The 26,240-nt window shown below is 53.0% G+C and carries 27 protein-coding genes; 17 read left to right on the forward strand and 10 right to left on the reverse strand.

The window, feature by feature from the left end:
* Positions 1-69: 69 nt before the first annotated feature.
* The 4 genes from JHD62_RS13195 to ispH all read left to right on the forward strand — a co-directional run bounded on the left by JHD62_RS13195 (position 70) and on the right by ispH (position 5,335).
* Positions 70-1,005, forward strand: a complete 936-nt coding sequence (locus tag JHD62_RS13195) for a bifunctional riboflavin kinase/FAD synthetase (protein ID WP_199103279.1) — start codon at positions 70-72, stop codon at positions 1,003-1,005.
* Positions 1,002-3,788, forward strand: coding sequence for an isoleucine--tRNA ligase (ileS, locus tag JHD62_RS13200; protein ID WP_199103280.1), 2,787 nt, complete (start codon positions 1,002-1,004; stop codon positions 3,786-3,788). The genes JHD62_RS13195 and ileS overlap by 4 nt, the downstream gene beginning before the upstream one ends.
* Positions 3,789-3,859: 71 nt before the next feature.
* Entirely contained in the window at positions 3,860-4,351 is a 492-nt protein-coding gene (gene lspA / locus JHD62_RS13205; RefSeq protein ID WP_233160921.1) for a signal peptidase II, read from the forward strand.
* A gap of 48 nt (positions 4,352-4,399) precedes the next feature.
* Positions 4,400-5,335 (forward strand): 4-hydroxy-3-methylbut-2-enyl diphosphate reductase, encoded by a 936-nt coding sequence (gene ispH, locus JHD62_RS13210; RefSeq protein ID WP_199103282.1) that lies wholly within the window; start codon positions 4,400-4,402, stop codon positions 5,333-5,335.
* Between the two features lie 65 nt (positions 5,336-5,400).
* Here ispH and iclR read toward each other — a convergent pair whose 3' ends face one another.
* Positions 5,401-6,246, reverse strand: coding sequence for a glyoxylate bypass operon transcriptional repressor IclR (iclR, locus tag JHD62_RS13215; protein ID WP_199103283.1), 846 nt, complete (start codon positions 6,244-6,246; stop codon positions 5,401-5,403).
* A gap of 301 nt (positions 6,247-6,547) precedes the next feature.
* Between iclR and gcl the strand changes: the two genes are divergently transcribed.
* The 3 genes from gcl to JHD62_RS13230 are packed head-to-tail and all read left to right on the forward strand — an operon-like array spanning position 6,548 to position 10,042.
* Positions 6,548-8,293: a glyoxylate carboligase gene (gene gcl, locus JHD62_RS13220; RefSeq protein WP_199103284.1), complete on the forward strand. Its 1,746-nt coding sequence runs from the start codon at positions 6,548-6,550 to the stop codon at positions 8,291-8,293.
* A 59-nt stretch (positions 8,294-8,352) separates the two neighbouring features.
* Positions 8,353-9,129 carry a hydroxypyruvate isomerase gene (gene hyi / locus JHD62_RS13225; protein WP_199103285.1) on the forward strand — a complete coding sequence of 259 codons (777 nt, stop codon included), beginning with the start codon at positions 8,353-8,355 and terminating at the stop codon, positions 9,127-9,129.
* Between the two features lie 25 nt (positions 9,130-9,154).
* Entirely contained in the window at positions 9,155-10,042 is an 888-nt protein-coding gene (locus JHD62_RS13230; protein ID WP_199103286.1) for a 2-hydroxy-3-oxopropionate reductase, read from the forward strand.
* A 178-nt stretch (positions 10,043-10,220) separates the two neighbouring features.
* Here the strand turns inward: JHD62_RS13230 and JHD62_RS13235 are convergent, their stop codons facing one another.
* Together JHD62_RS13235 and uraH are read right to left on the reverse strand one after the other, a co-directional pair.
* A complete protein-coding gene (locus JHD62_RS13235; RefSeq protein WP_199103287.1) occupies positions 10,221-11,534 on the reverse strand; it encodes a urate hydroxylase PuuD in 1,314 nt (437 codons plus the stop codon).
* Between the two features lie 30 nt (positions 11,535-11,564).
* Entirely contained in the window at positions 11,565-11,918 is a 354-nt protein-coding gene (gene uraH / locus JHD62_RS13240; protein WP_199103288.1) for a hydroxyisourate hydrolase, read from the reverse strand.
* Positions 11,919-12,565: 647 nt separating this feature from the next.
* Here uraH and puuE point away from each other — a divergent pair.
* The 8 genes from puuE (at position 12,566) to htpG (ending at position 20,268) form a co-directional block, all read left to right on the forward strand.
* Positions 12,566-13,504 carry an allantoinase PuuE gene (puuE, locus tag JHD62_RS13245; protein WP_199103289.1) on the forward strand — a complete coding sequence of 313 codons (939 nt, stop codon included), beginning with the start codon at positions 12,566-12,568 and terminating at the stop codon, positions 13,502-13,504.
* Positions 13,501-14,031, forward strand: a complete 531-nt coding sequence (gene uraD / locus JHD62_RS13250; RefSeq protein ID WP_199103290.1) for a 2-oxo-4-hydroxy-4-carboxy-5-ureidoimidazoline decarboxylase — start codon at positions 13,501-13,503, stop codon at positions 14,029-14,031. The genes puuE and uraD overlap by 4 nt, the downstream gene beginning before the upstream one ends.
* On the forward strand, positions 14,028-14,654 hold the full coding sequence (locus JHD62_RS13255; protein ID WP_199103291.1) for a LysE family translocator: 627 nt from the start codon (positions 14,028-14,030) through the stop codon (positions 14,652-14,654). The genes uraD and JHD62_RS13255 overlap by 4 nt, the downstream gene beginning before the upstream one ends.
* A 37-nt stretch (positions 14,655-14,691) precedes the next feature.
* A complete protein-coding gene (alc, locus tag JHD62_RS13260) occupies positions 14,692-15,735 on the forward strand; it encodes an allantoicase (protein WP_199103292.1) in 1,044 nt (347 codons plus the stop codon).
* Between the two features lie 31 nt (positions 15,736-15,766).
* Positions 15,767-16,270 carry an ureidoglycolate lyase gene (locus JHD62_RS13265; RefSeq protein ID WP_199103293.1) on the forward strand — a complete coding sequence of 168 codons (504 nt, stop codon included), beginning with the start codon at positions 15,767-15,769 and terminating at the stop codon, positions 16,268-16,270.
* A 131-nt stretch (positions 16,271-16,401) separates the two neighbouring features.
* Positions 16,402-17,757: a nucleobase:cation symporter-2 family protein gene (locus JHD62_RS13270; protein WP_255522948.1), complete on the forward strand. Its 1,356-nt coding sequence runs from the start codon at positions 16,402-16,404 to the stop codon at positions 17,755-17,757.
* A 9-nt stretch (positions 17,758-17,766) separates the two neighbouring features.
* Positions 17,767-18,231, forward strand: a complete 465-nt coding sequence (locus JHD62_RS13275; protein ID WP_233160923.1) for an XdhC family protein — start codon at positions 17,767-17,769, stop codon at positions 18,229-18,231.
* A 135-nt stretch (positions 18,232-18,366) separates the two neighbouring features.
* The gene (gene htpG / locus JHD62_RS13280) at positions 18,367-20,268 is read left to right on the forward strand and encodes a molecular chaperone HtpG (RefSeq protein ID WP_199103296.1); all 1,902 of its coding nucleotides are present in this window, start codon (positions 18,367-18,369) and stop codon (positions 20,266-20,268) included.
* A 90-nt stretch (positions 20,269-20,358) separates the two neighbouring features.
* Here htpG and JHD62_RS13285 read toward each other — a convergent pair whose 3' ends face one another.
* Both JHD62_RS13285 and JHD62_RS13290 read right to left on the reverse strand, forming a co-directional pair.
* The gene (locus JHD62_RS13285; protein WP_199103297.1) at positions 20,359-20,964 is read right to left on the reverse strand and encodes a glutathione S-transferase family protein; all 606 of its coding nucleotides are present in this window, start codon (positions 20,962-20,964) and stop codon (positions 20,359-20,361) included.
* A 15-nt stretch (positions 20,965-20,979) separates the two neighbouring features.
* Positions 20,980-21,243: a DUF2917 domain-containing protein gene (locus JHD62_RS13290; protein ID WP_045847631.1), complete on the reverse strand. Its 264-nt coding sequence runs from the start codon at positions 21,241-21,243 to the stop codon at positions 20,980-20,982.
* A gap of 94 nt (positions 21,244-21,337) precedes the next feature.
* Here JHD62_RS13290 and JHD62_RS13295 point away from each other — a divergent pair, with 94 nt between their 5' ends.
* Together JHD62_RS13295 and JHD62_RS13300 are read left to right on the forward strand one after the other, a co-directional pair.
* The gene (locus JHD62_RS13295) at positions 21,338-22,237 is read left to right on the forward strand and encodes a LysR substrate-binding domain-containing protein (protein ID WP_199103298.1); all 900 of its coding nucleotides are present in this window, start codon (positions 21,338-21,340) and stop codon (positions 22,235-22,237) included.
* 41 nt (positions 22,238-22,278) lie between these two features.
* Positions 22,279-22,611, forward strand: coding sequence for a YnfA family protein (locus tag JHD62_RS13300; RefSeq protein WP_199103299.1), 333 nt, complete (start codon positions 22,279-22,281; stop codon positions 22,609-22,611).
* Between the two features lie 57 nt (positions 22,612-22,668).
* Here JHD62_RS13300 and JHD62_RS13305 read toward each other — a convergent pair whose 3' ends face one another.
* The 5 genes from JHD62_RS13305 to JHD62_RS13325 form a co-directional block, all read right to left on the reverse strand.
* The gene (locus tag JHD62_RS13305; protein WP_199103300.1) at positions 22,669-23,280 is read right to left on the reverse strand and encodes a glutathione S-transferase; all 612 of its coding nucleotides are present in this window, start codon (positions 23,278-23,280) and stop codon (positions 22,669-22,671) included.
* A gap of 94 nt (positions 23,281-23,374) precedes the next feature.
* A complete protein-coding gene (locus JHD62_RS13310) occupies positions 23,375-24,070 on the reverse strand; it encodes an SIMPL domain-containing protein (protein ID WP_199103301.1) in 696 nt (231 codons plus the stop codon).
* A 140-nt stretch (positions 24,071-24,210) separates the two neighbouring features.
* Positions 24,211-25,005, reverse strand: coding sequence for an ABC transporter ATP-binding protein (locus JHD62_RS13315; RefSeq protein ID WP_199103302.1), 795 nt, complete (start codon positions 25,003-25,005; stop codon positions 24,211-24,213).
* The gene (locus JHD62_RS13320) at positions 25,002-25,904 is read right to left on the reverse strand and encodes an ABC transporter permease (protein WP_045847576.1); all 903 of its coding nucleotides are present in this window, start codon (positions 25,902-25,904) and stop codon (positions 25,002-25,004) included. The genes JHD62_RS13315 and JHD62_RS13320 overlap by 4 nt, the downstream gene beginning before the upstream one ends.
* A gap of 130 nt (positions 25,905-26,034) precedes the next feature.
* A partial coding sequence (locus JHD62_RS13325; RefSeq protein WP_304506249.1) for an ABC transporter substrate binding protein occupies positions 26,035-26,240 on the reverse strand: 206 nt, incomplete at its 5' end.

Raw genomic sequence — 26,240 nt, forward strand, 5'->3', positions numbered from 1 at the left:
GATTACATGGCTGGACGCTACCGCTTGCCGGCGGCTACAATCATAAGTTTTCAGGATGCTAGGCGGCAGATGCAGGTATTTCTAGGAGATCCACGACGTTTCGGGCTCGCTGGCTGTGCATTGACCATTGGAAACTTTGATGGCGTGCATCTTGGCCATCAGCACATGCTGCGGCGTCTCAAGGACGAGGCTACCGTGCGCGCCTTGCCCACAGCTTTGCTGACATTCGAGCCGCATCCTCGAGAGTTCTTTACCCGAAGTAATCCTCCCGCCCGCTTGTCCACCTTGCGCGACAAGCTGAATGTCTTGCAAGCCTCCGGTTTGCTGGATTACGTATTTGTCTTTCGCTTCAATCAGCGTTTTGCGAGCATGAATGCGCAGGATTTCATCCAGCATGTACTGGTCAGAGACCTGAAAACACGCTATCTGCTGATCGGCGATGACTTTCAGTTTGGTGCTGCGCGCCAGGGCAATTTTCAACTGTTGTCCGCCTGTCCGCATTTTGTGACTGAAGCCATGCCATCGGTTCTGGTACAGGGAGAGCGCGCGTCCAGCACGCTGGTGCGCGAACGACTAGCCTTGGGAGACCTGGATGCAGCCAATGCATTGCTGGGACGGCGCTACCAGATCTCCGGCAAGGTCATGCATGGGCAGAAGCTGGGGCGCACCATTGGTTTCCCCACGGTCAATGTGCATTTGCCACACCTGAAACCCGCTTTGCAAGGTGTGTTTGTGGTAGAAGTAGATACCCCGTTCGGACGCAAGGGCGGGGTGGCCAGTCTGGGGCTCAACCCTACGGTCAGCAATAGCAGTGATTACAAACTGGAAGCGCACCTGTTTGATTTTGCCGGCGATCTCTATGGCCAGCGTGTCACGGTGCATTTCCTGAAGAAGTTGCGCGATGAAGAGCGCTACGACAATTTACCGGCATTGGTAGCGCAGATAGAACGAGACGCTGCCAGTGCCCATACTTATTTGACCAGTTTGCAGCGAGAGCAGGCATGAGCATCGATTACCGTAAAACCGTCAACCTGCTGGATACCCCGTTCGCCATGCGAGGGGATCTGGCCAAACGCGAACCTGCCTGGGTCAAGCGTTGGCAGGAACAGAAGCGCTATGAAAAAGTGCGCAAATTGTCTGCCGGTCGCCCGAAATTCATCCTGCATGATGGCCCGCCGTATGCCAACGGCGACATCCATATTGGTCATGCGGTCAATAAGGTATTGAAAGACATCATTGTCCGCTCCAAGACGCTGGCAGGTTTTGATGCCCCCTATGTGCCGGGCTGGGACTGCCATGGTCTGCCGATCGAGCTGATGGTGGAGAAGCTGCATGGCAAATCCATTCCTGCCGCCAAGTTTCGCGAGCTGTGCCGCGAATATGCCAAGGAGCAGATTGCCCGTCAGAAGAAGGACTTCATTCGCCTGGGCGTACTGGGTGACTGGGAGAATCCCTACCTGACCATGGATTTCAAGACCGAGGCTGACATCGTGCGCACCTTGGGCACGATTTACAGCAACGGTTATTTGTTCAAGGGCGAAAAGCCCGTGCACTGGTGCATCGAGTGTGGCTCCGCACTGGCTGAAGCCGAGGTTGAGTACGAAGACAAGAACTCCCCGGCAATCGATGTTGGTTTCCGTGTGCTGGATCAGGACAAGCTGGCGGCTGCATTTGGCCTGACTGCCGAGCAGGTGGCCGGTGCCATGGCCGTTATCTGGACCACCACCCCGTGGACACTGCCGGCCAACCAGGCGGTGGCAGTCAGTGCTGCGCTGACTTACCAGTTGATTGATACCCCCAAGGGCAAGCTCATTCTGGTCAAGGAACTGGCCGAGTCTGCACTGCAGCGCTACGGCTTTGCTGATGCCAAGGTGCTGGCAGAGACCACCGGCGACAAGCTGGAGATGCTGCAACTGCAGCATCCGTTCTATGACCGCAGCGTGCCCGTCATCTGTGGTGACCACGTCACAACCGATGCCGGTACCGGTCTGGTGCATACTGCCCCGGCACACGGTCTGGAAGACTTCCAGGTTGGTCAGCAATACGGCCTGCCGATTGACAATCCGGTGGCGGATGATGGCCGCTACAAGTCCACTACCGAACTGTTTGCCGGTCTGTCGGTATGGGAAGCCAATCCCAAAGTCATCGAAACGCTGGAACAGCATGGCACCCTGATTCATCAGGCCCGTTTGCTGCATAGCTATCCGCATTGCTGGCGTCACAAGACCCCCATCATTTTCCGTGCCACGGCCCAGTGGTTCATCGGCATGGACAAGCAGGGCAAGGATGGTGTGGCACTGCGTGAGCGTGCCAAGAGTGCGGTAGATGCAACCGAATTCTTCCCGGCATGGGGGCGTGCGCGCCTGGAAGCCATGATTGGCAACCGTCCGGACTGGTGTGTATCGCGCCAGCGCAACTGGGGCGTGCCGATGACCTTCTTCGTGCACAAGGAAACGGGCGAGCTGCATCCGCGTTCACTGGCCTTGCTGGAAGAAGTGGCACTGCGCATCGAACAGCAGGGTATCGAAGCCTGGTTCAGCCTGGATGCTCAGGAGCTGCTGGGTAGCGAAGCCGCCGAGTATCGCAAACTGTCCGACACTCTGGACGTGTGGTTCGACTCCGGTTCCACCCATTTTGCCGTGCTCAAGCAGCGCCCGGAACTGGCCTGGCCGGCTGACTTGTATCTGGAGGGTAGCGACCAGCACCGCGGCTGGTTCCAGTCCTCCCTGCTGACAGGTTGCGCCACCATTGGTCGCGCACCGTACAAGCAATTGCTGACCCATGGTTTCGTAGTGGATGGCAAGGGCCTGAAGATGTCCAAGTCCAAAGGTAATGTCGTAGCGCCGCAAAAGGTGAATGACAGCCTGGGCGCCGACATCCTGCGTCTGTGGGTAGCGTCTACCGATTACTCCGGTGAACTGGCGATTTCTGATGAAATCCTCAAGCGGGTAACCGAAAGCTACCGCCGCCTGCGTAATACCCTGCGCTTCCTGCTGGCCAACCTGTCGGATTTCGATCCGCTGGAAAATGCCGTGCCGTTTGGTGAAATGCTGGAGCTGGATCAATACGCCCTGCTGATGGCGCGTCAGGTTCAGGAAAAAGTGGCAGGTGAACTGTATACCCGCTATGCCTTCCACCACGCCATGCAGGAAGTGGTGAATTATTGCTCGGAAGACCTGGGTGCTTTCTACCTGGATATCATCAAGGATCGTCTGTACACCACCAAGGCGGACAGTCATGCACGCCGCAGTGCCCAGACAGCGCTCTATCATCTGAGCCGCAGCTTGCTGTTGTTGATTGCACCGGTATTGTGCTTCACCGCAGATGAAGCCTGGGAAGTCCTCACCAAGAGTGATGAAGAGTCAACCCTGTACCACACCTGGCACGAGTTTCCTGCACTCACCGCAGCCAGCGAGCAAGCCTTGCAGCAGAAGTGGCAAGCCATTCGCAGCCTGCGCGCCCAGGTCAACAAGCAGATTGAAGAGCTGCGCAGTGCTGACCAGCTGGGTTCCTCCTTGCAAGCCGAGCTGGATATCGAGGCCGCCGGTGATTTGTACCAGCAACTGGCCAGCCTGGGTGACGACCTCAAGTTTGTGCTCATCGTATCGGCCGCGCGCGTCCGTGAGGCCGAGGAGACCCGTATTACCGTGACACCTTCTGCACATCAGAAATGTGATCGCTGCTGGCACTATCGGGCTGATGTAGGGTCTCATGCCGGTCATGGCGCAGTATGTGGACGTTGCGTCGATAATATCGATGGCAAGGGTGAAGTCAGAGCGCACGCCTGATTGTTCCCGAGCATCCCCCGGACAGGCTCCGGGGGATAGACCGGTAAGGAAGTCATCAAATGGAATCTGTCATGCAGGTGCCTCACGCCAGAGTCTGGAGCAAATGGATGGGGCTGGCATTGCTGGTCATCGTTCTGGACCAGCTCTCCAAGATTTATTTCAATACGCAGTACCAGTTTGGTGAAATGCGGGATGTCATTCCCGGTTATTTCAGCTTCACCCTGATTTACAACCCGGGCGCTGCATTCAGTTTCCTGCGTGATGCAGGTGGCTGGCAGAAGTATTTGTTCACCCTGCTGGCGCTTGGTGTTTCAGCCTATCTGGGCTGGAACATCATCAGGGGGCGCTTTAGCCATCTGATGAATATTGCTGCCAGCTTCATCATGGGCGGTGCCATCGGGAATGTGATAGACCGGCTGGCCTATGGTCATGTGGTCGATTTCATCCTCGTGCATTACCAGCACAGCTGGTATTACCCTGCTTTTAATCTGGCAGATTCCTTCATTTGTGTCGGTGCCGCACTGATGGTGCTCGACAGCCTGAAGCAACCCAGAGCGCATTGAACCTGTTTTTGCCATCCATCGTGTGGTGGCGTTTTGCAAGGACTACAGATGACGAAGACCATTATGCTGGCCAACCCGCGTGGCTTTTGTGCCGGGGTGGATCGGGCCATCGCCATCGTCGAGCGTGCCATCGAGAAGTTTGGTGCCCCCATTTATGTCAGGCATGAAGTGGTACACAACCGCTTTGTCGTGGAAAACCTGCGTGCCAAAGGTGCCATTTTCATCGAAGAGCTGAAAGACGTACCCGCCGGCAGCACACTGGTGTATTCCGCTCATGGTGTGCCGCTGGCTGTGCGTGCCGAAGCCGAGGCGCTCGGCTTGCAAGTGTTTGACGCAACCTGTCCGCTAGTGACCAAGGTGCATGTCGAAGTGAAGCGCATGCACAAGGCCGCGATGGAAATCATCATGATTGGTCATGCCGGCCATCCTGAAGTCGAAGGAACCATGGGGCAGGTAGATAGCGGCATGTACCTGGTGGAAAGTGTTGAAGATGTTGCCCGCCTTGAAGTGCGCAATCCTTCGGCGCTGTCTTATGTCAGTCAGACCACGCTTTCTGTCGATGAAACCCGGGAGATCATCGAGGCACTCAAACAGCGCTTTCCCGCCATCACTAGCCCCAAAAAGGACGATATCTGCTATGCCACGCAGAATCGTCAGGATGCGGTCAAGGTACTGTCCGACCAGTGCGACATCATCGTGGTGGTTGGCTCGCCCAATAGCTCCAACTCCAATCGCCTGCGCGAAGTTGCCGCGTTGCGGGGAGTGGACGCGTATATGGTGGACAATGCTTCTTTGCTCAAGCCAGAGTGGTTTGACGGCAAGCAGCGGGTTGGCGTTACTGCGGGGGCTAGTGCTCCGGAAGTGCTGGTCCAGGCGGTTATCGAACAGATTCGCAGCTATGGTGCTGAAAGTGTGTCAGAACTCAGTGGTGTAGAAGAGTCCACCGTTTTTGCCCTGCCACCGGGTTTGCGAGATCCTCAATAGTTTTGGTTCATCCAGTCAAAGAAAAGGCTCTGCGTTGGCAGAGCCTTTTTATTTGGCGGTGGCAATCAGCTGGGCTTTCTTGCTTTTCCGCCATACAAACGGGTGATTTCGCCAGCAGCCCGCATCACCAGAGAGCCCAGGTGGGTGATGCGCTCATCCGGAATGCGCGATGCAGGTCCGGAAACCGAGATGGCTGCAAACGCATTGCCTGATTCATCGTAAATGCAACTGGCAACACAGCGGAGGCCAACTGCATGTTCACCGTCATCAACAGCAAATCCCTGTTTATCGATTTGTGCCATCTCCTCTTTCAGTCGTGCCGGGGTCGTGATGGTATTCCCGGTAAACAGGGGCAGACCGGTCTTCTGCAGGATACGCTCGATGTGCGCTTCATTCTGCGCTGCGAGAAATGCCTTGCCTGCTCCTGATGCATGCAGGGGAAGTCGCCCGCCTATCGGTGCAAGCATGCGCATCAGCTCCCGACATTGCACTTGTCCCACCACGACGCTTTGCCAGGCGTCAGTGTCGAAAACAACCAGATTGCTGGTTTCACCCGCCGCCTCCATCACTTGTCGCAAGATCGGCATTGCCAGCGTGGACAAGTCGCGGCTACTCAGAAAGCCACTCCCGACGGTAAACGCGCGTACGCCTATGCTCCACAGCCCCAGGTCTCCAGTCTGTTGAACAAAACCCATTTGCTGCATGGTGGTCAGCAAGCGATGTGTCGTCGAGTTTGGCAGCCCAACCTGCATCGAAAGGTCGGTCAGCATGATGCCGGCTGGTGCTTCTGCAATGCGTTCAAGCAAAACCAGCCCACGGGTTAGCGATTGCACTTGGCCTGTGCTGGCCTGCTGGCCATCGGTACGCTTGCGTGGATTGCCACGGGCGGGAAGTGTATCGGCTTTGCTCATAAATCCTCGTTGTTGATTGTGGATCGGGCGCTGTGGGCTGTGCAATTTTACGCCTTAGGTACAGTTGAGTGTAATAACTGCCTGGATAGGAGGTTTTCAAGTTTGAAAAGTAATGATTTGGTATGTTTTTCCAAAAATATAAATGCACTAACTTTATGAAAATAAATGATATTAAGGATAAATTTTAAAAAATGGAAACCACTTCCATTTGCCATTGACTGAAAATTGTTGCGCAGGATAGTCTCCAAACAAATAGGCTGCAACCAGTGTGGTGAGGCCTGCTTAACCTAGGAGCTATCCAATGGCCAAAATGCGAGCAATCGAGGCTGCAGTACACGTGCTGATCAAGGAGGGGGTGACCACTGCCTTTGGGGTACCCGGTGCGGCGATTAATCCCATGTATGCCGCCATGAAGAAGATAGGTGGCATTCGCCATTTTCTGGCTCGCCATGTTGAAGGTGCATCGCACATGGCAGAAGGTTTTACGCGGGCACGGGCTGGCAATATCGGTGTCTGCATTGGTACCTCTGGTCCGGCAGGGACCGACATGATTACCGGCTTGTACTCGGCAGCAGCGGACTCCATTCCCATTCTGTGCATAACCGGGCAGGCACCACGCTCACGCTTGCACAAGGAAGATTTCCAGGCAGTGGATATCAAGGAAATTGCGCGTCCGGTGTCCAAATGGGCGACTACCGTGATGGAAGCTGCGCAACTGCCAGGTGCCTTGCAACAGGCATTTCATTTGATGCGCTCAGGGCGCCCTGGTCCGGTATTGCTGGACCTGCCTTTTGATGTGCAAATGACAGAAATCGAATTCGATCCGGAAACCTACCAACCGATACCAGCCTTCAAGCCACGTGCCACGCGTGCACAGGTTGAAAAGGCACTCGCAATGTTGCTGGACGCAGAGCATCCGGTAATTGTGGCTGGTGGTGGCGTGATCAATGCCAATGCCTCCGCAATGCTGACCGAGTTTGCCGAAATTGTTCAGATTCCGGTGATTCCTACCCTGATGGGATGGGGCTGCATCCCTGATGACCATCCGCTGATGGCCGGTATGGTGGGATTGCAAACTTCACATCGCTATGGCAATGCCACTCTTCTGGCTGCTGATTTTGTCTTTGGTATCGGAAACCGCTGGGCCAACAGACATACCGGCTCGGTCGAAGTCTATACACATGGCCGCAAATTCGTTCACATCGACATTGAACCCACCCAGATCGGACGGGTATTCGCCCCCGATTTTGGTATCACCTCTGATGCTGCCATGGCATTGGAACTGATGATTGAAGTGGCACGTGAATGGCGCTCCCAAGGGCGCTTGACCATTCGGCATGACTGGCTGCACGCGTGCCAGCAGAGAAAGGCCAGCATGTTGCGACGTTCGGATCAAGCCGACACGCCAATCAAACCGATGCGGGTGTATGAAGAGATGAATCGCCATTTTGGGCGCGATGTCCGCTATGTCAGCACCATCGGGCTGTCGCAGATTGCTGCGGCCCAGTTCCTGCATGTTTATCAGCCTCGCAACTGGATCAACTGCGGCCAGGCCGGACCACTGGGCTGGACCATTCCCGCGGCACTTGGTGCCAAAGTAGCGGATTCCACACGCGAAGTGGTCGCCATCTCCGGGGATTATGACTTCCAGTTCATGGTGGAAGAGCTCGCCGTCGGCGCGCAGTTCCGCATCCCGTACATTCATGTGTTGGTTAATAACAGCTATCTGGGGCTTATTCGCCAGGCTCAACGCCAGTTCGATATCGACTACTGCGTACAACTGAGTTTCGAGAACATCAACGCTCCAGAGCTTGGTAGCTATGGTGTTGATCACGTCAAGGTAGTGGAAGGGTTGGGCTGTAAAGCGGTACGAGTGACTGACCCGGAGCAGCTGGCAACAGGCTTTGCCGAGGCGCGCCGCTTGATGGAAGCATTTTCTGTACCGGTTGTGGTCGAGGTCATCCTTGAACGGGTCACCAATATTGCCATGGGTACTGAAATCAATGCCATCAACGAATTTGAAGATATTGTCGATTTGACCGTATAAGTCGGCAATAACCATGTGGCCGGCAAACTTGACCGGCCGACATCCTATGGGAGAGTCCTATGCCAAGATTTGCCGCCAACCTCACCATGCTGTTTAACGAAGTGGATTTTCTGTCACGTTTTCAAGCCGCAGCCAAAGCGGGATTTCGGGGAGTTGAGTACCTGTTTCCCTACGGCTATGACAAACAGCAGCTGGCTGAGCTATTGGATAAGCACCAGCTAGAACAAGTACTACACAACCTTCCGGCAGGTAACTGGGCGGCTGGTGAGCGTGGTATCGCTTGTCTGCCTGACCGTAAAGCAGAATTTCAGGATGGCGTTGGCGAAGCAATCAGCTATGCAAAAGCGCTTGGATGCCGTCAATTAAACGTTCTGGCAGGTATACGCCCCCAAAATGCAGACCACGATGTCGTACAGGAAACCCTGCACAGCAACCTGTGCTTTGCTGCAAAAGCCTTGAAAGCTGAGGGGATCAAACTATTAGTCGAGCCTATCAATACATTCGATATTCCCGGTTTTGTGGTGTCCCGAACCCGACAGGTACTCGCCATGATAAGGGAGCTTGGCTGCGACAATCTTTATGTCCAGTACGACATTTATCACATGCAACGTATGGAGGGAGAGCTGGCTCAGACGCTGCAGCTACAACTACCACATATCGCACATATCCAGCTGGCAGATAATCCGGGCCGGCACGAGCCTGGCACAGGCGAAATAAATTATTCCTTCTTGTTCAGTTTCTTGGACCGAATTGGATATCAAGGGTGGATTGGCTGCGAATACAAGCCTAAAAGTACTACCGTCGCTGGCCTGAGCTGGATGAACCAATTCCAGTGAGTTTGATTAAAACGAGGAGACATAGATGAAAAAAATTGGATTTATCGGACTGGGCATCATGGGTGCTCCTATGGCCAAACACTTGCTAGAAGCTGGCCATTCACTATTCGTCAATTCACGCAGCGGCGTACCTCAGTCTTTGGCAAGTTATCAGCTTACTGTTTGTGACAGTGCGAAACAGGTCGCTGAGCTAGCCAACATCATTATTCTGATGCTGCCAGATACACCAGATGTGGAAACTGTATTGTTTGGGGGCAATGGTGTATCCGAAGCGAATCTCTCCGGCAAGGTGATAGTGGACATGTCATCCATTTCTCCGATTGAAACCAAGAAATTTGCCAGTCGGATAGAGCAATTGGGTGGACACTATCTGGATGCTCCGGTCTCCGGTGGGGAGGTGGGGGCCCGTGCAGCCAGCTTATCTATCATGGTAGGCGGGCCACAGCCTGTCTTCGAACAAATGCTACCTGTATTTCAATTGATGGGTAAAAATATAACCAGGGTTGGTGGCAATGGAGATGGCCAAACTGCTAAGGTAGCCAATCAAATGGTGGTTGCATTAACTATCGAGGCGGTGGGGGAGGCACTACTTTTTGCTTCGCGTGCAGGAGCTAACCCTGAAAAGGTAAGGCAGGCGCTACTAGGAGGCTTTGCTTCTTCCAAAATACTAGAAGTGCATGGTGAACGTATGGTAAAGCGGACATTTGATCCAGGATTCCGAATTGCATTGCATCAAAAAGATCTAAATCTGGCGCTAAGCAGCGCCCAGCAAATGGCATTGGCTTTACCTGCAACGGCACTGGCGCAACAGTTGTTTAATAGTTGTGTTGCTCAAGGTGGTGGGGCTTGGGATCATAGTGCGATGGTACGTGCGCTGGAAAAGCTATCTGATTATTCTATTTCAGCACAGTAGTTTTTAAATAAAGATTTGTTGATAGTGTATTACGATCGGGGTGGATTTATCCACCCCATTTTATATTGCAAGATTGAATGGATTGAAAATACACCGCAACCCTTTTTGATGAAAAATGGTTGAAAATAAAAAAGGTGAAACTGATAAAAGTCTCACCTGGAAAAAGGAGTTCCTTTTTTTAGGGTGCCCACTGGGAAATCTGCAGTCGCTCCTCGTCACTCATTTTTGTTAGATTAGCTAATGGCATATATTTACTGGCTACCACTTGTTTTATTTTTATATGGTTTCTTTGAATATCCTGATCATTGTCAAGTAGTATGCCTGCCGGTGCGGAACTAAATCCGACTTGTGTAGGCCTTGCTGCATGGCAGGAAACGCAGCGCTCTTGCAGGATGCGACTGACCATGTGGATATTATTGCTACTAGCAGGCAAGGATTTATTATCATTGCTATTGCTATTGCTATTGCTATTGCTATTGCTATTGCTATTGCTATTGCTATTGCTATTGCTATTGCTATTGCTATTGCTAATCCTTGTTTCTGTCGGGACTGCTTTGATGTCAGTGGGTGCCGCTATCATTCCAATGACAAATAAGAGAATACCACTCGCCGCTGGTAAAGTCAGCATATTCTGACCTTGGTGGCGTAGCACAAAATACTGTCTGATTAGTGCCCCGGCCAGAATGAACAGTGTCATGATGAACCACGATGCCTCATTACTATAAGCAAAGGCATAGTGGTTGCTGATCATCAGAAAAACTACAGGTAGCGTAAAGTAGGTATTGTGTACAGACCGTTGTTTTCCCCGCTTACCATCCAGTGGATTGGGTGGTTCTCCAGAATTAAGTGCTTTTACCATTCTTCGCTGACCCGGAATAATCCAAAAGAATACATTTGCAGACATGCATGTTGCCATTACTGCTCCTGTCAAAAGGAATGCTGCCCGCCCTTGAAATACATGACTGCTGAAGTACGCGACTCCTGACATCAGGATTGCAACAGCTACGCTCAAGAGACCATCTCTTTGCATTTCTGGACTGATTCGGCGGCATAACTCGTCGTAAAGCAGCCATCCAACAATAAGCAATGCAAGTGCAGCGACACCGGCTTCTCCTGGGGTCAATACTGCTGCCCAAGCCCAAGGACTTGCCGGGTTAACCAGATAGACAGAAGCATTGCTCAGGTATAGCAAGCAGAACAAGGCAAAGCCTGAAAGCCAAGTAGTGTAAGACTTCCAGAATGACCAGTGTAGCTTTTCATCTAAGGGGAAAGGGGGGTGGGTCAGATATTTCTGATTGTGGTAGAAGCCACCACCGTGTACCGATGACATTTCACCAATCAAGTCATAGCGTGAATCCTTTTCTCCATTTGGCTTTGTCAGGCTGTTGTCTAGCATGACGAAGTAAATTGATTCACCGATCCAGGCAATGGCGGCAATGACATGCAACCAGCGTAGCAGCAGGTTGCCAAACTCCGTGAGATAGCTTTCCATAAGTTTTTTTCCTGATAGAAAGAATGGTAGTCAGCTGCCGCGGTAAGTTGAGTACGTCCATGGTGTGACAATTAGTGGGACATGATAATTTTGACTGGGGTCGGCAATACCAAAGCGCAGTATTACACGGTCTATAAAACTGGGCTGAGCCAGTTTTACACCTTGCGTAATAAAGTAATCTCCTGCATAGAAGATCAGTTCGTAGATGCCGGCTTTCATCTCGTCACCGTTCAATAAAGCCTTGCTGCTCCGACCATCCGCATCGGTATGCTGCTGACACAGCAGGCTCCGTTTTTCTTCTGTTACACGGTATAGCTCGAAGTACATCCCCTTTGCGGCCCGACCATGCATGGTGTCCAAAACATGTGTGGAAATATGTCCCATTATTGTCTCCTTGGTAAGAAAGCCCTGTCTTTTAGTTCAGCTTGAATTCGTTTTTTAGGATTGTTGTAAAGCATGATTTTGGCGATATTGTTTTGTTTTTGAGGTAATTGTCAATATTTGAATGAAGGTGCATGCCATGTTGTGGCAATTAGAAAAGTGAAACACCATCCTTTTTGATGAGTAAGTAGATTCTTCCCCTCAATGTCACTATCACTCATCCGGTTAAGCGCAAATGCCGATGGGCTGTGAGCATCGTGCTTATCCTTGAAGGCTTTTGATGGTGTAATTTTATTCTGTGAGTTGGTCTGAAGCTGTACTTTCAGACATGTTTATCCCGTTGGGAGCTACGGTACGCTTGGTGCCGATGAATCGAAACCGCGTAGATGATCTATTTTCTACTTTCGGTACGAAATCTATGCGGAGAATGGTGGAGGGTATTTGAAGCCGTGGATGTGTTGACAGTGGTGTTGATAAATGCGAAGTACGTCAGCGTATCAATACTTTTGGGTAGTTATGGCAGCTGGTATGAATTAATGTATTCAGAATCGGGATGATTGGATATAAATGTTAGTATCGCGTTTAAGTGAATCCATCCTTTTTGTTTTGTTGAGGGTGTCAGTTTATGCCAAGGCGAAGGAGTTCATAGCATGAAGAGAGATTATCCACGCGATATGGTCGGCTATGGGAAACAGCGCCCACAGGTGTGCTGGCCAGGCCAGGCCAGAGTGGCAGTTCAATTTGTTCTCAATTATGAGGAAGGTGGAGAAAGTAACGTTCTTCATGGTGATACCGTTTCAGAGCAGTTTTTATCAGAAATTGTAGGAGCTGCTGCATATACGGCTCGTCATATGTCGATGGAAAGTTTATACGAATATGGATCGCGCGTTGGAGTATGGCGTATTTTGCGTGAATTCGAGCGGCGTGAATTGCCATTGACAGTTTTTGCTGTTGGTATGGCGCTAGAGCGTAATCCGGAAGCCGCTGCTGCATTTGTGGAGCAAGGTCATGAACTGGCATGTCATGGTTATCGCTGGTTACATTACCAAGATATAGATGTAGGGCTGGAGCGAGAGCATATGCAACGTTGTGTTGAAATCGTGCAGCAATATACCGGTGAGCATCCTGCAGGCTGGTATACGGGAAGAGATAGCCCCAATACGCGACGCTTAGTGGTTGAAGAGGGAGGATTTCTGTACGACGCGGATAATTATGGAGACGAATTACCCTTTTGGGCCGAAGTGCGTTTGCATAATGGTGAATGCAAACCTCATCTGGTGTTGCCATATACGCTGGATGTTAACGATATGCGCTTTGCCTCCCCGCAAGGGTTCAATACAGGAAAGCACTTTTATCAGTACCTCAAAGACAGTTTTGATGTGCTGTATGCCGAGGGTGAATCATCCCCTGCAATGCTGTCCATTGGTTTGCACTGCCGCTTGATCGGGCGGCCTGGCCGATTTGCTGCGCTGCAAAAATTTCTTGATTACGTTCAACAGCATCAATGGGTATGGATATGCCGCCGCGTTGATATTGCCCGTCACTGGGTACGCCATCATCCTTATTCAGCACAGGAGGTATGCCCATGAAACCTTGCATGACGCTAGAGTTATTGAACCAACTGCCTTTTGATGATTTTGTTGATGCACTTAGTGGGGTATTCGAACACTCTCCTTGGGTGGCCGAACGTACTGCTGCTTTGCGTCCATTTCATTCGGTGATGGAGCTGGCTGCAGTAATGAGTGCCGAAGTGGAAAAGGCAGGCTACGGCCCGCAGATCGCGTTGATCAGAGCACACCCGGAGTTGGCAGGCAAAGCCGCAGTTCGTGGTGAATTGACCCAAGAGTCCTCGAAAGAGCAGGTGGGAGCCGGGCTCGATCAATGTTCACCCGAAGAGTTCGCCCGGCTGAACCATCTTAATCAGGCTTACCAGGCTAAATTCGGGTTTCCTTTCATTCTTGCCGTTCGTGGATATGACCGAATGGGAATTCTCCGTGAGTTTGAACGACGTTTGGGATCTGAAGTTGAAGAAGAACGTCGTGAGTGCTTGAAGCAAATATACCGTATCGCACGTTTACGCTTGGAGGCTATGTTTCCTGAGGATATTGCTAGATGACTGCTGAGATGTTGGTCTTGTACCTGTTGGCCATTACGGTAGTGATTGCTGTGCCGGGTCCCTTGTCTCTTTTCATGGTCGGCAATGCAGTGCAATACGGTGTATGGCGGAGCTGGCCAGGATTTGTTGGCGGAGTTCTGGCCTCGGTCAGTTTGTTACTGTTATCTGCACTAGGCATTGGCTCCCTGTTATTGGCATCTCCTTCTATTTTTTTGTTATTGCAGCTGTTTGGAGCTTGCTATTTGTTATATCTGGGGTTCCGAACATGGCAAGGAAGATCGCAATCTATTCAAGTGGAAATGAGAAACCTACCGATTGGCACTGATCTCTTTTCCAAAGCCTTTCTGCTTGGTATTAGTAATCCAAAAGATATTGTGTTTTTTTTGGCACTTTTGCCACAGTTTTTGGTATCAACGCAGCCACTGTTTCCTCAACTTGTATGGATGGTTTTTGGGTGGATGGTTGTGGATTTTTTTTGCAAGTTTGGCTATGGACTGTTGGCTAACTACTTGCTGTCCAAGATGGCTGGTCTTCGTAAGTTCTTTCTCGCTATTTCAGCTTTATGTTTTTTCTCTATTGGTGTAGTCCTGCTAGTGCAAACCGTAGCACATACTGTTCATTAAAATAGTTTTTGAATATTTATAATAAAGGAGAGACATCATGAGCATTCATTCACAGCATGAATTCACTGTGGTACATGCCGCTACCGTAGAGTTGCCAGATTATGCCCGGCGCTATGTGAACCTGGCAGATACTGATTTTGGTGCCAAGATTGTACACTGTTCTGATGAATGGTTTGCCCCTGCTGAGCGTATGTTGCAGTCAGCATCACCTGTGTTTTTGGTAGGAAAGTTTGACGATCATGGAAAATGGATGGATGGCTGGGAAACGCAGCGTCGTCGTAATGGAGGCCATGACTATGCTGTCATTCAATTGGGTTTGCCAGGAGTCATCAAAGGGATTGATATTGATACCAGTCATTTTACTGGTAATTTCCCACCTGCAGCAGTGCTGGAAGCCTGCTATTCCGATGGAATACCGGATGAAGATACGCAATGGACAACGCTTATTCCTGCAGTATCTATAAGCGGTAATGCACACCATTTTTTTGCCATTGATGATGTTCGTGTCTGGACCCATATTCGATTGAATATTTATCCTGATGGTGGTGTGGCACGATTACGTGTATATGGAGAAGTCCATATAGACTGGAACAACAAGGATAAAAGTGCTTTATACGAAGTATCTGCTCTACAACAGGGTGGGCGTGTCCTTGCATATAACGATGCTCATTTTGGTGTGCCATTTAGATTGATTATGCCGGGTAGAGGTATCAATATGGGGGATGGGTGGGAAACCCGGCGTCGGCGAGAACCCGGAAATGACTGGTGTATTGTAAAGCTTGGTCATGCGGCAGTGATCGAACGTATTGAAGTTGATACCGCTCATTTCAAGGGTAACTATCCAGATAGTGTTTCCATTCAGGCTGCATTGGTTAATCAGGGGGCAGATCAGTCTATTGTGACCCAGGCAATGTTCTGGGGAACTTTGTTGCCAGAACAAAAAACAAAAATGGATGCCCAGCACTTTTTCGATCGTGAATATATTCGTCCTTTAGGTCCAGTCAATCATGTGCGGTTAAATATTTTCCCCGATGGAGGAGTCAGTCGTTTACGTATTTGGGGTCGTTTGATAAGTGAGTAAAGTCAATAAAATGTAAATGTGGAGAACTATTATGGCTTTGCTAAATCTGGAAGTGCTGACCAAGGATGCATTTTCTCCCTTCGGGAATGTAATTGAAATAACGGGTAGTGATTGGTTTCCCATCAATAATGGTAGTACGCGTCGTTATCACAAGCTTGGTCTGGTTGATATTTGCGGGGATGACGGTTTGCCTGCCATCAGTATGGCACGAGGTGTCGGATTTGATTTTCCGCTTAGTATAAGTATGCTGGAGCGGCATCCTTTAGGTAGCCAGTCATTCATTCCTTGTAATGGTATTTCATTTGTCGTGGTAGTTGCTCCCAGCTTGCCTGATGGAATGCCAGACGAACGTGGTTTGCGTGCCTTTCATGCCAAATCCGATCAGGGTGTTAACTATTTTCGGAATTGTTGGCACCACCCATTGATCAGCTTGCAGCAGGAAGGCGATTTCATTGTGGTTGACCGTGTAGGCAGTGGTCACAACTGTGATGAAGTGATGCTCTCACAACAATACCGAATCGAAGCTTCCCTCTAGTTTATTTGCCTGATTTTGCTATTTTCCTTGTTGCCGAAGCAACTGGGTAGCCCGGTCATGCTTGTATTTTGCTGGTTTCATCGGTGGACTACACAAGTCATACGGCATGAGCGATGCACAGGAGAGATCTGATGAGCGTAATAAAACCCATTCATCCGGTGGATGAAAAGCTGCCATTTCTACAGTTATTTACTCTTGGACTACAACATGTTTTGGTGATGTATGCTGGAGCAGTGGCTGTCCCGCTGATTGTTGGAGGTGCTGTCGGTCTACCCAAGGAGCAAGTCGCATTCTTGGTGAGTGCCGATTTGTTCTGTTGTGGCTTGGTTACCTTGTTGCAATGTCTGGGTATCAAGGGTTTCGGTATACGCATGCCTGTCATTATGGCAGTTACATTTGCCACGGTTGGGCCAATGATTGCGATTGGACAGAACCCTGAGTTAGGTCTTCCCGGAATTTTCGGGGCAACCATGGCCGCAGGTTTGATATCGCTGTTGCTGGTTCCACTGATCGGCCGTCTGATTCGTTTCTTTCCACCATTGGTCACCGGGGTAGTAATTACTTCAATTGGTCTTTCTATTATTGGCGTCGGTATCAATTGGTCGGCAGGTGGGCTCGGTTCTCCTGATTACGGTAGTCCCTTATATCTGGGAATTTCGTTGACCGTCCTCGTCTTCATCCTGTTGATCATCCGGTTTGCTTCGGGCTTTCTTGCCAATATTTCCATTCTGCTTGGCCTGGTACTTGGCTTTGTCATTGCTTTGTTACTGGGGAAAGTTGACTTTAATGGACTGCAGGATGCCAATTGGTTTGCCATGATTCTGCCTTTCAAGTTTGGTGCACCAAGATTTGAACTATGGTCCATCGTCACATTGACCGTAGTGATGCTGATTGTCTTCATCGAATCCATGGGCATGTTTCTGGCACTGGGTGAAATTGTAAATCGCCCTGTCAAGCGTCAGGATCTGGTGCGTGGTTTGCGTGTCGATGCTGTGGGAACCCTGTTTGGTGGCATGTTCAATACGTTCCCGCATACTTCGTTTTCGCAGAATATCGGCCTGGTCAGCATTACCGGTGTGAGTAGCCGCTGGGTGTGCGTGATGTCGGGTTTTATCCTGATTGCTTTCGGGCTGGTACCTAAAATGTCCATTGTTGTGGCCTCCATTCCTCCCTTCGTACTGGGTGGTGCTGGCATCGTGATGTTTGGCATGGTGCTGGCTACTGGCATCAAGGTGTTATCACGTGTGGACTTCCAGAATCGTTACAACCTCTACATCGTTGCCATCAGTCTGGGCATGGGTATGATTCCGACAGTTGCCAAGGATTTTTTTGGGCAGATGCCTGCAGGTATGGCACCGCTATTACATAGCGGTATCTTGTTGGCAAGCTTGACTGCGGTAATCTTGAATGCCTTTTTCAATGGACTTGGGAGTAGCGATCTGACGGAAGCCAGCTCGACGGAGGTCATGTCTGTACCTGGACACTAAGTGCTTGATATGGCTGCCGGCACGATGCAGGTGGTGTTGTGCGGAGCAGGCCGTGTCGGTCGGGCAGTGATTCGTTTGCTGTGTGAGCTACCTTGCACCGTATATTGGCTGGATCGCCGCCCGTCAATTTTTCCCGATGAGTTGGCTGGCAATATTCACCCTGTGGCAGGCGGCGTCGAGCAGATGTGCAATTTGCCCGCCAATGCTTGCTGGCTGGTGATGACTGATGACGATTTGCTTGATTTCGACTGGATCGAGCAGATTTTGCTGCGCGGTGATGCACGCTTTATTGGCTTGCTGGGATGTCGTGGCAAACTGGCCAGTTTCAATTTGCGCCTGATCAATCGAGTACCCCTTGGGTGTATTGCCAGTGTTCACTGCCCTTTGGGAATAGAGGGGATCAACAGTCGACAACCAGCGATAATGGCAATTTCCATCGTGGCGCAGCTCCTGCAGCAGTTGAAGATTGACTGATTCGCTCTCTTTCTCCACGAGCGTTGCATATTCACGCGGACAATCCTGACCATTGCTTTGTTGAGGGTATTGAAATCGGCTGGCTTGTCCCTATCTGTCTGCTCACTGTTACCCAACTACTGATGAATAGAGACCATGAGCGCACAGAAAGAAACCCTGGGCTTTCAGACCGAAGTCAAGCAACTGCTTCACCTGATGATCCACTCCTTGTATTCCAACAAGGAAATCTTCCTGCGAGAGCTGATCTCCAATGCATCGGATGCTGCCGACAAATTGCGTTTTGAAGGTCTGGCCAAGCCCGAGTTGTTTGAGAATGATGCCGAGCTGAAGATCACGGTTGGCTTCGACAAGGAAGCCCGCACCATCACCATTTCTGACAATGGTATCGGCATGAGTCGCGACGAGGTGATTGCCAATATCGGTACCATCGCCAAGTCCGGCACCAAAGCATTCTTCGAACAACTGTCCGGTGACTCCAAGAAGGATGCCAATCTGATTGGCCAGTTTGGTGTTGGTTTCTACTCGGCCTTCATTGTGGCCGACAAAGTGAGCCTGACTACCCGCCGCGCCGGTGCTGCCGCCAGCGAAGGTGTTCGCTGGGAATCCCAGGGCGAAGGGGAGTACACGCTGGAACAGGTGGAAAAGGCTGGTCGTGGTACTGACATCGTCCTGCACCTGAAGGAAGGTGAAGACGAGTTGTTGGCCGACTGGGCACTCAAGCGCATTGTACGTACCTATTCCGACCATATTTCCATCCCGATTCTGATGAAGAAGGGCAATAGCTACGGCGAAAATGGCGAAGTAATTGAAAGCGACGAGCTTGAAGCCGTCAATGCTGCTTCGGCCTTGTGGACCCGTAGCAAGAGCGAAATCAGCGACGAGCAGTACATCGAGTTTTACAAACATGTGGCGCATGATTTCACCGACCCGTTGGCCTGGAGCCATGCGCGTGTCGAGGGGCGCCAGGAATACACCGAACTGCTATATATCCCGTCTCGCGCACCGTTCGACATGTGGGACCGCGAGCGCAAGCAGGGCATCAAGCTGTATGTGCGTCGCGTGTTCATCATGGAAGACAGCGAGAAGCTGATGCCGCAATACCTGCGCTTTGTGCGTGGCGTAATCGACAGCAATGATCTGCCGTTGAATGTTTCGCGTGAGATCCTGCAGGAAAGCAAGGATATCGACGCCATTCGCGCCGGTTGCGTCAAGAAGGTGCTGGGCTTGCTGGAAGATCTGGCCAGCAATCAGCCGGAAAAATACGCCGCATTCTGGAAAGAGTTCGGCCAGGTGCTGAAAGAGGGCGTGGGCGAAGACCATGCCAACAAGGAGCGTATCGCCAAGCTGTTGCGTTTTGCTTCCAGCACTGTTGAAAGCGATGAACCGACTGTCAGCCTGAGTGACTACATCGGCCGTATGAAAGAAGGTCAGGACAAGATCTATTACATCACCGCAGATACGCTGGCCGCGGCGCGTAACAGCCCACATCTGGAAGTGTTCAAGAAGAAGGGCGTGGAGGTGCTGTTGCTGACCGACCGTGTGGATGAGTGGGTGGTCGGTTCGCTGTTCGAGTTCGATGGCAAGTCGCTGCAGTCGGTAGCCAAGGGCGAACTGGACCTGGGCGGGCTGGAAGACGAAGCCGACAAGGAAGCACAGAAGCAGGCTGAAGAAGCAGCCAAACCGCTGGTGGAAAAAGTGCAAAATGCACTGGGCGACAAGGTGAAGGAAGTACGTGCTACCGTGCGTCTGACCGACAGCCCGGCCTGCCTGGTTGCGGGTGAACACGATATGAGTGCCCACCTGGAACGTATGCTGAAGGCGGCCGGCCAGAAAGTGGAAGCGAGCAAGCCTACCTTGGAAATCAATCCGGAACACGTGCTGGTGAAACGTCTGGCTGAAGAGTCGGACGCCGGACGTGCTGCCGATCTGGCTCAGGTGCTGTACGACCAGGCCTTGTTGGCCGAGGGTGGCAAGCTTGAGGATCCAGCCACCTTCGTCAAGCGTATCAACAAGCTTTTGCTGGAGTTGTCGGTCTGAGTTCGCTTCGTTGACCGCAGTACAAGACAAAGCCGCCCTTCGGGGCGGTTTTGTCTTATGGACGCTAGCAGTCAGCGTTCGCTCCGGTGCTTACTCAAACGGTGTGGCTACAAAGGCTGGCAGGGCTTCGGCTTGTGTGCTCCATTGCTGCAGCAGCGGGAAGTCCATCCAGTCCAGTTGCTGTGGCAGTAGCTCTCGACTGAAGCGCCAGGCGACGGCAATGCTGATACCGGCCTGATCCATGTTGTTAATATCTGGCGGTAGTTTTGCCATCGCCTGTTCCAGTGCGCTGTATGCCGCAGTCAATTGGTTTGCGACACGTTCCTGCCAGGGCAAATGCCGTTTGTCCTCGGGGCGTAGCTGTTGCTCGTAAACCAGTTGCACACTTTTTTCCATGGCGGCTAGCGCCAGCCCCAGCAGGTACAGGCAGTGCTGACGTTGTGGCAGGGTCTTGGGCATCAGGCTGCGCTCTGGATACAGGGTGTCCAGATAATCCAGAATCAGGGTGGAGTCCATCAGCGTATTGCCATCATCCAGCATCAGGGTCGGAGCCTTCACCACCGGATTGATGGATTGGAATTCAGCCTGATGGCGAAATACCGATACGGCGCGATGAGTAAACGGAATCCCCATCAAGCGCATGCTGATGGCAACACGGCGTACATAAGGGGAGTCCAGCATGCCAATCAGTTGCATGATCTGCCTTCCTGTTCAAGCGGTTTGAAAATGGCTGGCAATGCTTAGCCAGCTGCATTGAGGGGTATTGGTGGCGGGGCGCATTTCCAGCTGGCCATGTCCTTCCAGCAGCAGCTTGCCGGCAGGGAGCTGTACCGAGTCTCCACCTTGCAGGCAGATGTCCTGGCCGTCAATTGTCAGCCAGTGTGCACCGCTACCGGCAACGATCAGGCAGGGTCGGGATAGTTGTACTACCAGCAGTTCACCTTTTGCCAGTTCCAGCCTTAATGAGTGGGACATGGTCATTTCCTTTCGTGGGGGTGAGTTCACTATAAGTTGTGAGACGACTGGTGAAAATTGATATTTATTTGGAATTCATGTTAGTTTTTCTTACATGAGACATTTACCACCCCTATCTGCACTACGCAGTTTCGAAGCACTCGCCCGACTGGGTAGTGTTACGCAGGCAGCCAGCGAGCTGCATGTGACGCATTCAGCCATCAGCCAGAAAATACGCCAGCTTGAGGAGATGCTGGGTGTCGTGTTGTTTGTCCGGGAAGGCCGGGGACTGCGCCTGACCGAGGATGGGCGGCTGTATGCACTGCAAGTGCGTATCGGGCTGACCGAGTTAACCGAAGCTACACGGTTGATTCAGGCTCGCCCGCGGGATGGCGAACTGGTGGTCGCCGTGCTGCCGTCCTTTGGCGCGCACTGGCTGTTGCCACGCTTACCGCGTTTTCAGGCGCGTTTCCCGCAATACCGCATCAGTTTGCGTGCCAGTCTGGATATTCAGGATTTGCGCCAGGGGCTGGTGGATATCGGTGTGCGCATGGGGCAGGGCGGCTGGGAGGGCTTGCAGCAGCAACATTTGTTTGATGATGAGTTAGTGGTAGTGGCCTCACCTGGTTTCCGGCAGGGCAAACTGCCACGGACTCCAGCCGAGATTGTTGCCGGGCCGGTGGTTCGCACCGTGGAAAGCTGGATGGGCTGGTGTCAGGCAGCCGGAGTGGAAGAACCGTCACAAGCTGGGCTGTGGATTAATGATTCCAATCTGGTATTGCAGGCCGTGCAGCAGGGAATGGGAGTAGCGCTGGAGCGGCGCAGCCTGGTGAATGCTGGTCTTAAGTCCGGCATGCTGGTGCAACTGAGTGATATCGTGGTGCCTTATCCCTATCCGCACTGGCTGGTATGGCCACAGCGCGAAAGCTCCTTGCTCAAGCAGCGTGAATTTGCCAACTGGATGGCCGAGGAGGTGGCTGTGTATCAGCAGGAACTGGCGCAGGCTACCCGTTGATATTGGCATTCACGGCGGCGAAATGCAGTGAAGGAATAGTAGTGGAATTATTGAAATTATTGCTCTTGTTTGCCCTGACGGCATTGGCTGAAATTACCGGCTGCTATCTGCCCTGGCTGTGGCTGAAACAGCAGGGTTCTGTCTATTTGTTAGTGCCGGCAGCATTTGCACTGCTGCTCTTTGTCTGGTTGCTGACCTTGCATCCGGCGGCGGCCGGGCGTGTCTATGCCGCTTACGGCGGTGTCTATGTGGTGGTGGCCTTGTTATGGCTGTGGTTGGTTGATGGCGTGCGGCCAGGCTTGTGGGATGTGCTGGGTGCTACGCTGGCCTTGGCCGGAATGGCCATCATCATGCTGGCACCACGGTCGGCATGAGCGCGTTGGTGTGCAAAATGAAAAAACCGGGATTGCCCCGGTTTTTGTATGTCTTGTTTACGCTGCCGGTGGCCGGGTATCGATGAATGATTGGCGAGTGGACAACCGTTCCAGCAGGCTTGCCAGATTGGGGTGGCGTTCGCGCCAGGCTATGGCCGGGAAACGGAAATCCAGGTAGCCCAGGCAGCAGCCGACGGCAATGTCTGCCAGGCTATAACTTTCGCCATTACACCATTGCCGTTCAGCCAGATCGGCGGCCATGACGGCCAGTCCACGATCTATCTTGTCCTGTTGCCGTGCGATCCATTCCGGCATCTGCTTGTCTGCTGGCCTGCGCTGTTCCAGCACAATGGCGACGGCGGCATCGGTAATGCCATCGGCCAGTGCTTCCCAGCGACGGGTATTGATCAGGCGGCGGTTTTCCTGTGGCAGCAGGCGTGCAACTGGCGAGATATTGTCCAGATATTCCACGATGACCCGCGAATCGAACAGGGTGCTGCCGTCATCCAGCTCCAGCACCGGGACTTTGCCCAGCGGGTTGTAATGCGGGACCTGACTATCCGGATTCCACGGCATGTCCTCTTCCAGCGGGCAATCAATCTTCTTGTCGGCCAGTACAATGCGTACCTTGCGGGCATACGGACTGGTGTAGGAGGCAATCAGTTTCATGGTGGTAGAGTGCTCGGCGGGTCGTAAAAGCGGGCTGATGTATTCAGCCCGTTGTGTTGCTTACTGTAGCGCAAGGTTGCGGTGGCATAAAGGGCTAGTTGAGCTCAATCTTGCCATTGATGGTGAGCTGCAACTGGCTTTGGCCTGGTTGCCAGTCTGGCTGTGCCACATCGGCTTCCTTGACCATGGGCGCTGCGGCAGCGCGCATCAGCATGGGGGGGCGGAAGGCCGGGGCTGCATTGCCAAACTCCAGCTCCTTGATGGTGATACGGCTTTTGCCGAGGGTTTGCGCCGTGATATTGGCTTGTGCCTGCATTTCGGCCAACGCAGCTGGAATCATGGCTTTTTCTGCAGCGCGGCGGGCAGCATCGGATACGGTGAACTGCACGCCTTCCAGCAGCATGGTTTTTTGTAGCTGTGCTACCAGTTCTGCTGCCTGGGTCATGTCCCGGCTTTTCAGGCGGATTTCCGCGCGGCCTTGCCAGCCTTGAATCTTGCCATTCTTGTCATAGCTGGGCCAGCTGTTATAGCTGCCACTGCTGACGTCCACTTGAGGATATTTCTTGCCAAGTGCCATGCCCTGGGCAATGCCCTTGTTCAGGCGGTTGGCCAGCGTGGCGGGCTGATCGCTTTTTTCCTGCAGGTAGAGCGTGGCTTGCAGCTGGTCGTTGGCGACTTCTTGCTGGGCAGAGCCTGACAGACGCAGTTCGATGCCATCAGCTGCCTTGGCCAGGGCCGGCGTGATGAGCAGGCTGGCTGCCATCAGGGAGGGAATAAGCGTGGATTTCATGCGGACTCCTGCAAAAATTGGCGAACAGGCGTTTGAGCCGGGTTGATGCAGAAGGTTCGCATATCTGGCCAGCAATTGGCCACTGAGCGTGGCAGGCTCGTGCCGGCTGCGGTGCAGCAACCGGCACGAGGGGGCAGAACTCAGCCCAGCAACAGCGCGTCGTCGTCCAGCTTTTCGCCGCGCGTCTGCTCGAACATGGCCAACAGATCGGGCACATCCATGCGGCTGCGGCTATCGCCGCTGACATCCAGTACCACGCGGCCTTGGTGCAGCATGACGGTGCGATGGCCATGGTCCAGTGCCTGACGCATGGAGTGGGTCACCATCAGGGCGGTCAGCTTGTTCTCGGTCACGATGCGGTCAGTCAGCTCCAGCACGAAGGCAGCCGTTTTGGGGTCGAGCGCGGCGGTGTGTTCATCCAGCAGCAGCAGGCGGGAAGGCTGCAAGGATGCCATCAGCAGGCTGACGGCCTGGCGCTGACCACCGGATAGCAGCCCCATGCGGTCTCCCAGGCGGTTTTCCAGACCCAGCTTGAGCGTGGACAGCTTGTCGCGGAAGGCTTCGCGATAACTGGTCTTGACGGCGCGTGACAGTCCGCGTCCATGGCCACGCTGCATGGCCAGCGCCAGGTTTTCTTCGATGGTGAGCCCTTCACAGGTACCGGCCAGCGGGTCCTGGAACACGCGGGCCACCAGTGCCGCGCGCTGCCAGGCGGACTGGCGGGTTACATCCTGCCCGTCGATGAACAGGCTGCCGGTGTCCGGGCTGATGTCACCGCTGATTGCATTCAGGAAGGTGGATTTGCCAGCACCATTGCTACCGATCACGGTGACGAACTGACCGGACTCGATCGTGAGCGACAGGCCGCGCAGCACCGGGTTTTCCAGCGGAGTGCCGGGGTTGAATGTCTTGAACAGATTGTCGGCGCGCATCATGCGGATTTCCCTCCTTGCTTGTTGCGCAGCTTGCCCTTGATTTTGGGCAGTACCAGCGCCAGGCCCACCAGCACGGCGGTAATCAGGTTCAGGTCTTGCGCTTGCAGGCCGATGAAATCGGCATTCAGCGCCAGGGCGATCAGCAGGCGGTAGAGCAGTGCGCCCAGCACGGTGGCTAGTGTCACCAGCCATAGTGTGCGTGGCGGCAGCAGGGTTTCACCGATGATGACGGCGGCGAGGCCCACCACGATGGTGCCGATGCCCATGGAGATGTCGGCACCACCCTGGGTTTGCACGTATAGCGCACCTGCCAGTGCAATCAGCGCATTGGACAGGGCCATGCCGGCCAGGGTCATGCGGTCGGTGGAAATCCCCTGTGCCCGTGCCATGCGCGGGTTGGCACCGGTGGCGCGCAGCGCGAGGCCGGTTTCGGAGGCGAAGAAGGCGTCCAGCAACAGCTTGGCGATTACCACAATGACCGCCAGCACAGCAGGCTGAATCAGCCAGGCGTTGTCATTGACCGTGCTGATGAAGGGGGTGAATACGGTGGGCAGGCCGATCAGCGCGATATTGGGTGCGCCCATGATGCGCAGGTTGATGGAATACAGTGCAATCATCACCAGAATGCTGGCCAGCAATTGCAGGATGCCCAGACGCACATTGAGCCAGGCGGTCAGCCAGCCGGCAGCAGCACCGGCAATGGCCGCGAGGCCGCAAGCCAGCCACGGGTCGTGGCCACCGGCAATCAGCACGGCAGCGACGGCACCGCCCAGCGGGAAACTGCCGTCGGCGGTAAGGTCGGGAAAGTTGAGCAGGCGGAAGGAAATCAGCACGCCCAGTGCGACGAGGGCAAAGATAAGGCCGATTTCCAGCGCGCCCATCAGTGAAATCAGGGACATGAACACCTCTGCGACATGCCGGCTTGTCAGGGGAGTAGCCGGCAAGCCTGGCCTGGGTGAGGCCGGGCTGTTGAGACGGAAAAAGCCCGGATGGCGGTGAAACCATCCGGGCAGTCAGGCTGCTAAGCGCTTACTTGACGGTGTTCTGCGCTTCTTTCAGCAGGGCTGCGGACAGCGGCGCACCTTGCTTCATGGCGGCAGAAGGGTTTACGGTCAGGCTCAGCTTGCTGCCAACTTCCGGAGCGATGGCACCCGGCTTTTCACCCTTCAGGATGCGAACCACAATCTTGCCGGTCTGACGGCCCATATCGTAGTAGTTCATGCCCAGGGCTGCGA

This window comes from Aquitalea sp. ASV11 (genome assembly GCF_016429185.1).
GTDB lineage: Bacteria > Pseudomonadota > Gammaproteobacteria > Burkholderiales > Chromobacteriaceae > Aquitalea > Aquitalea pelogenes.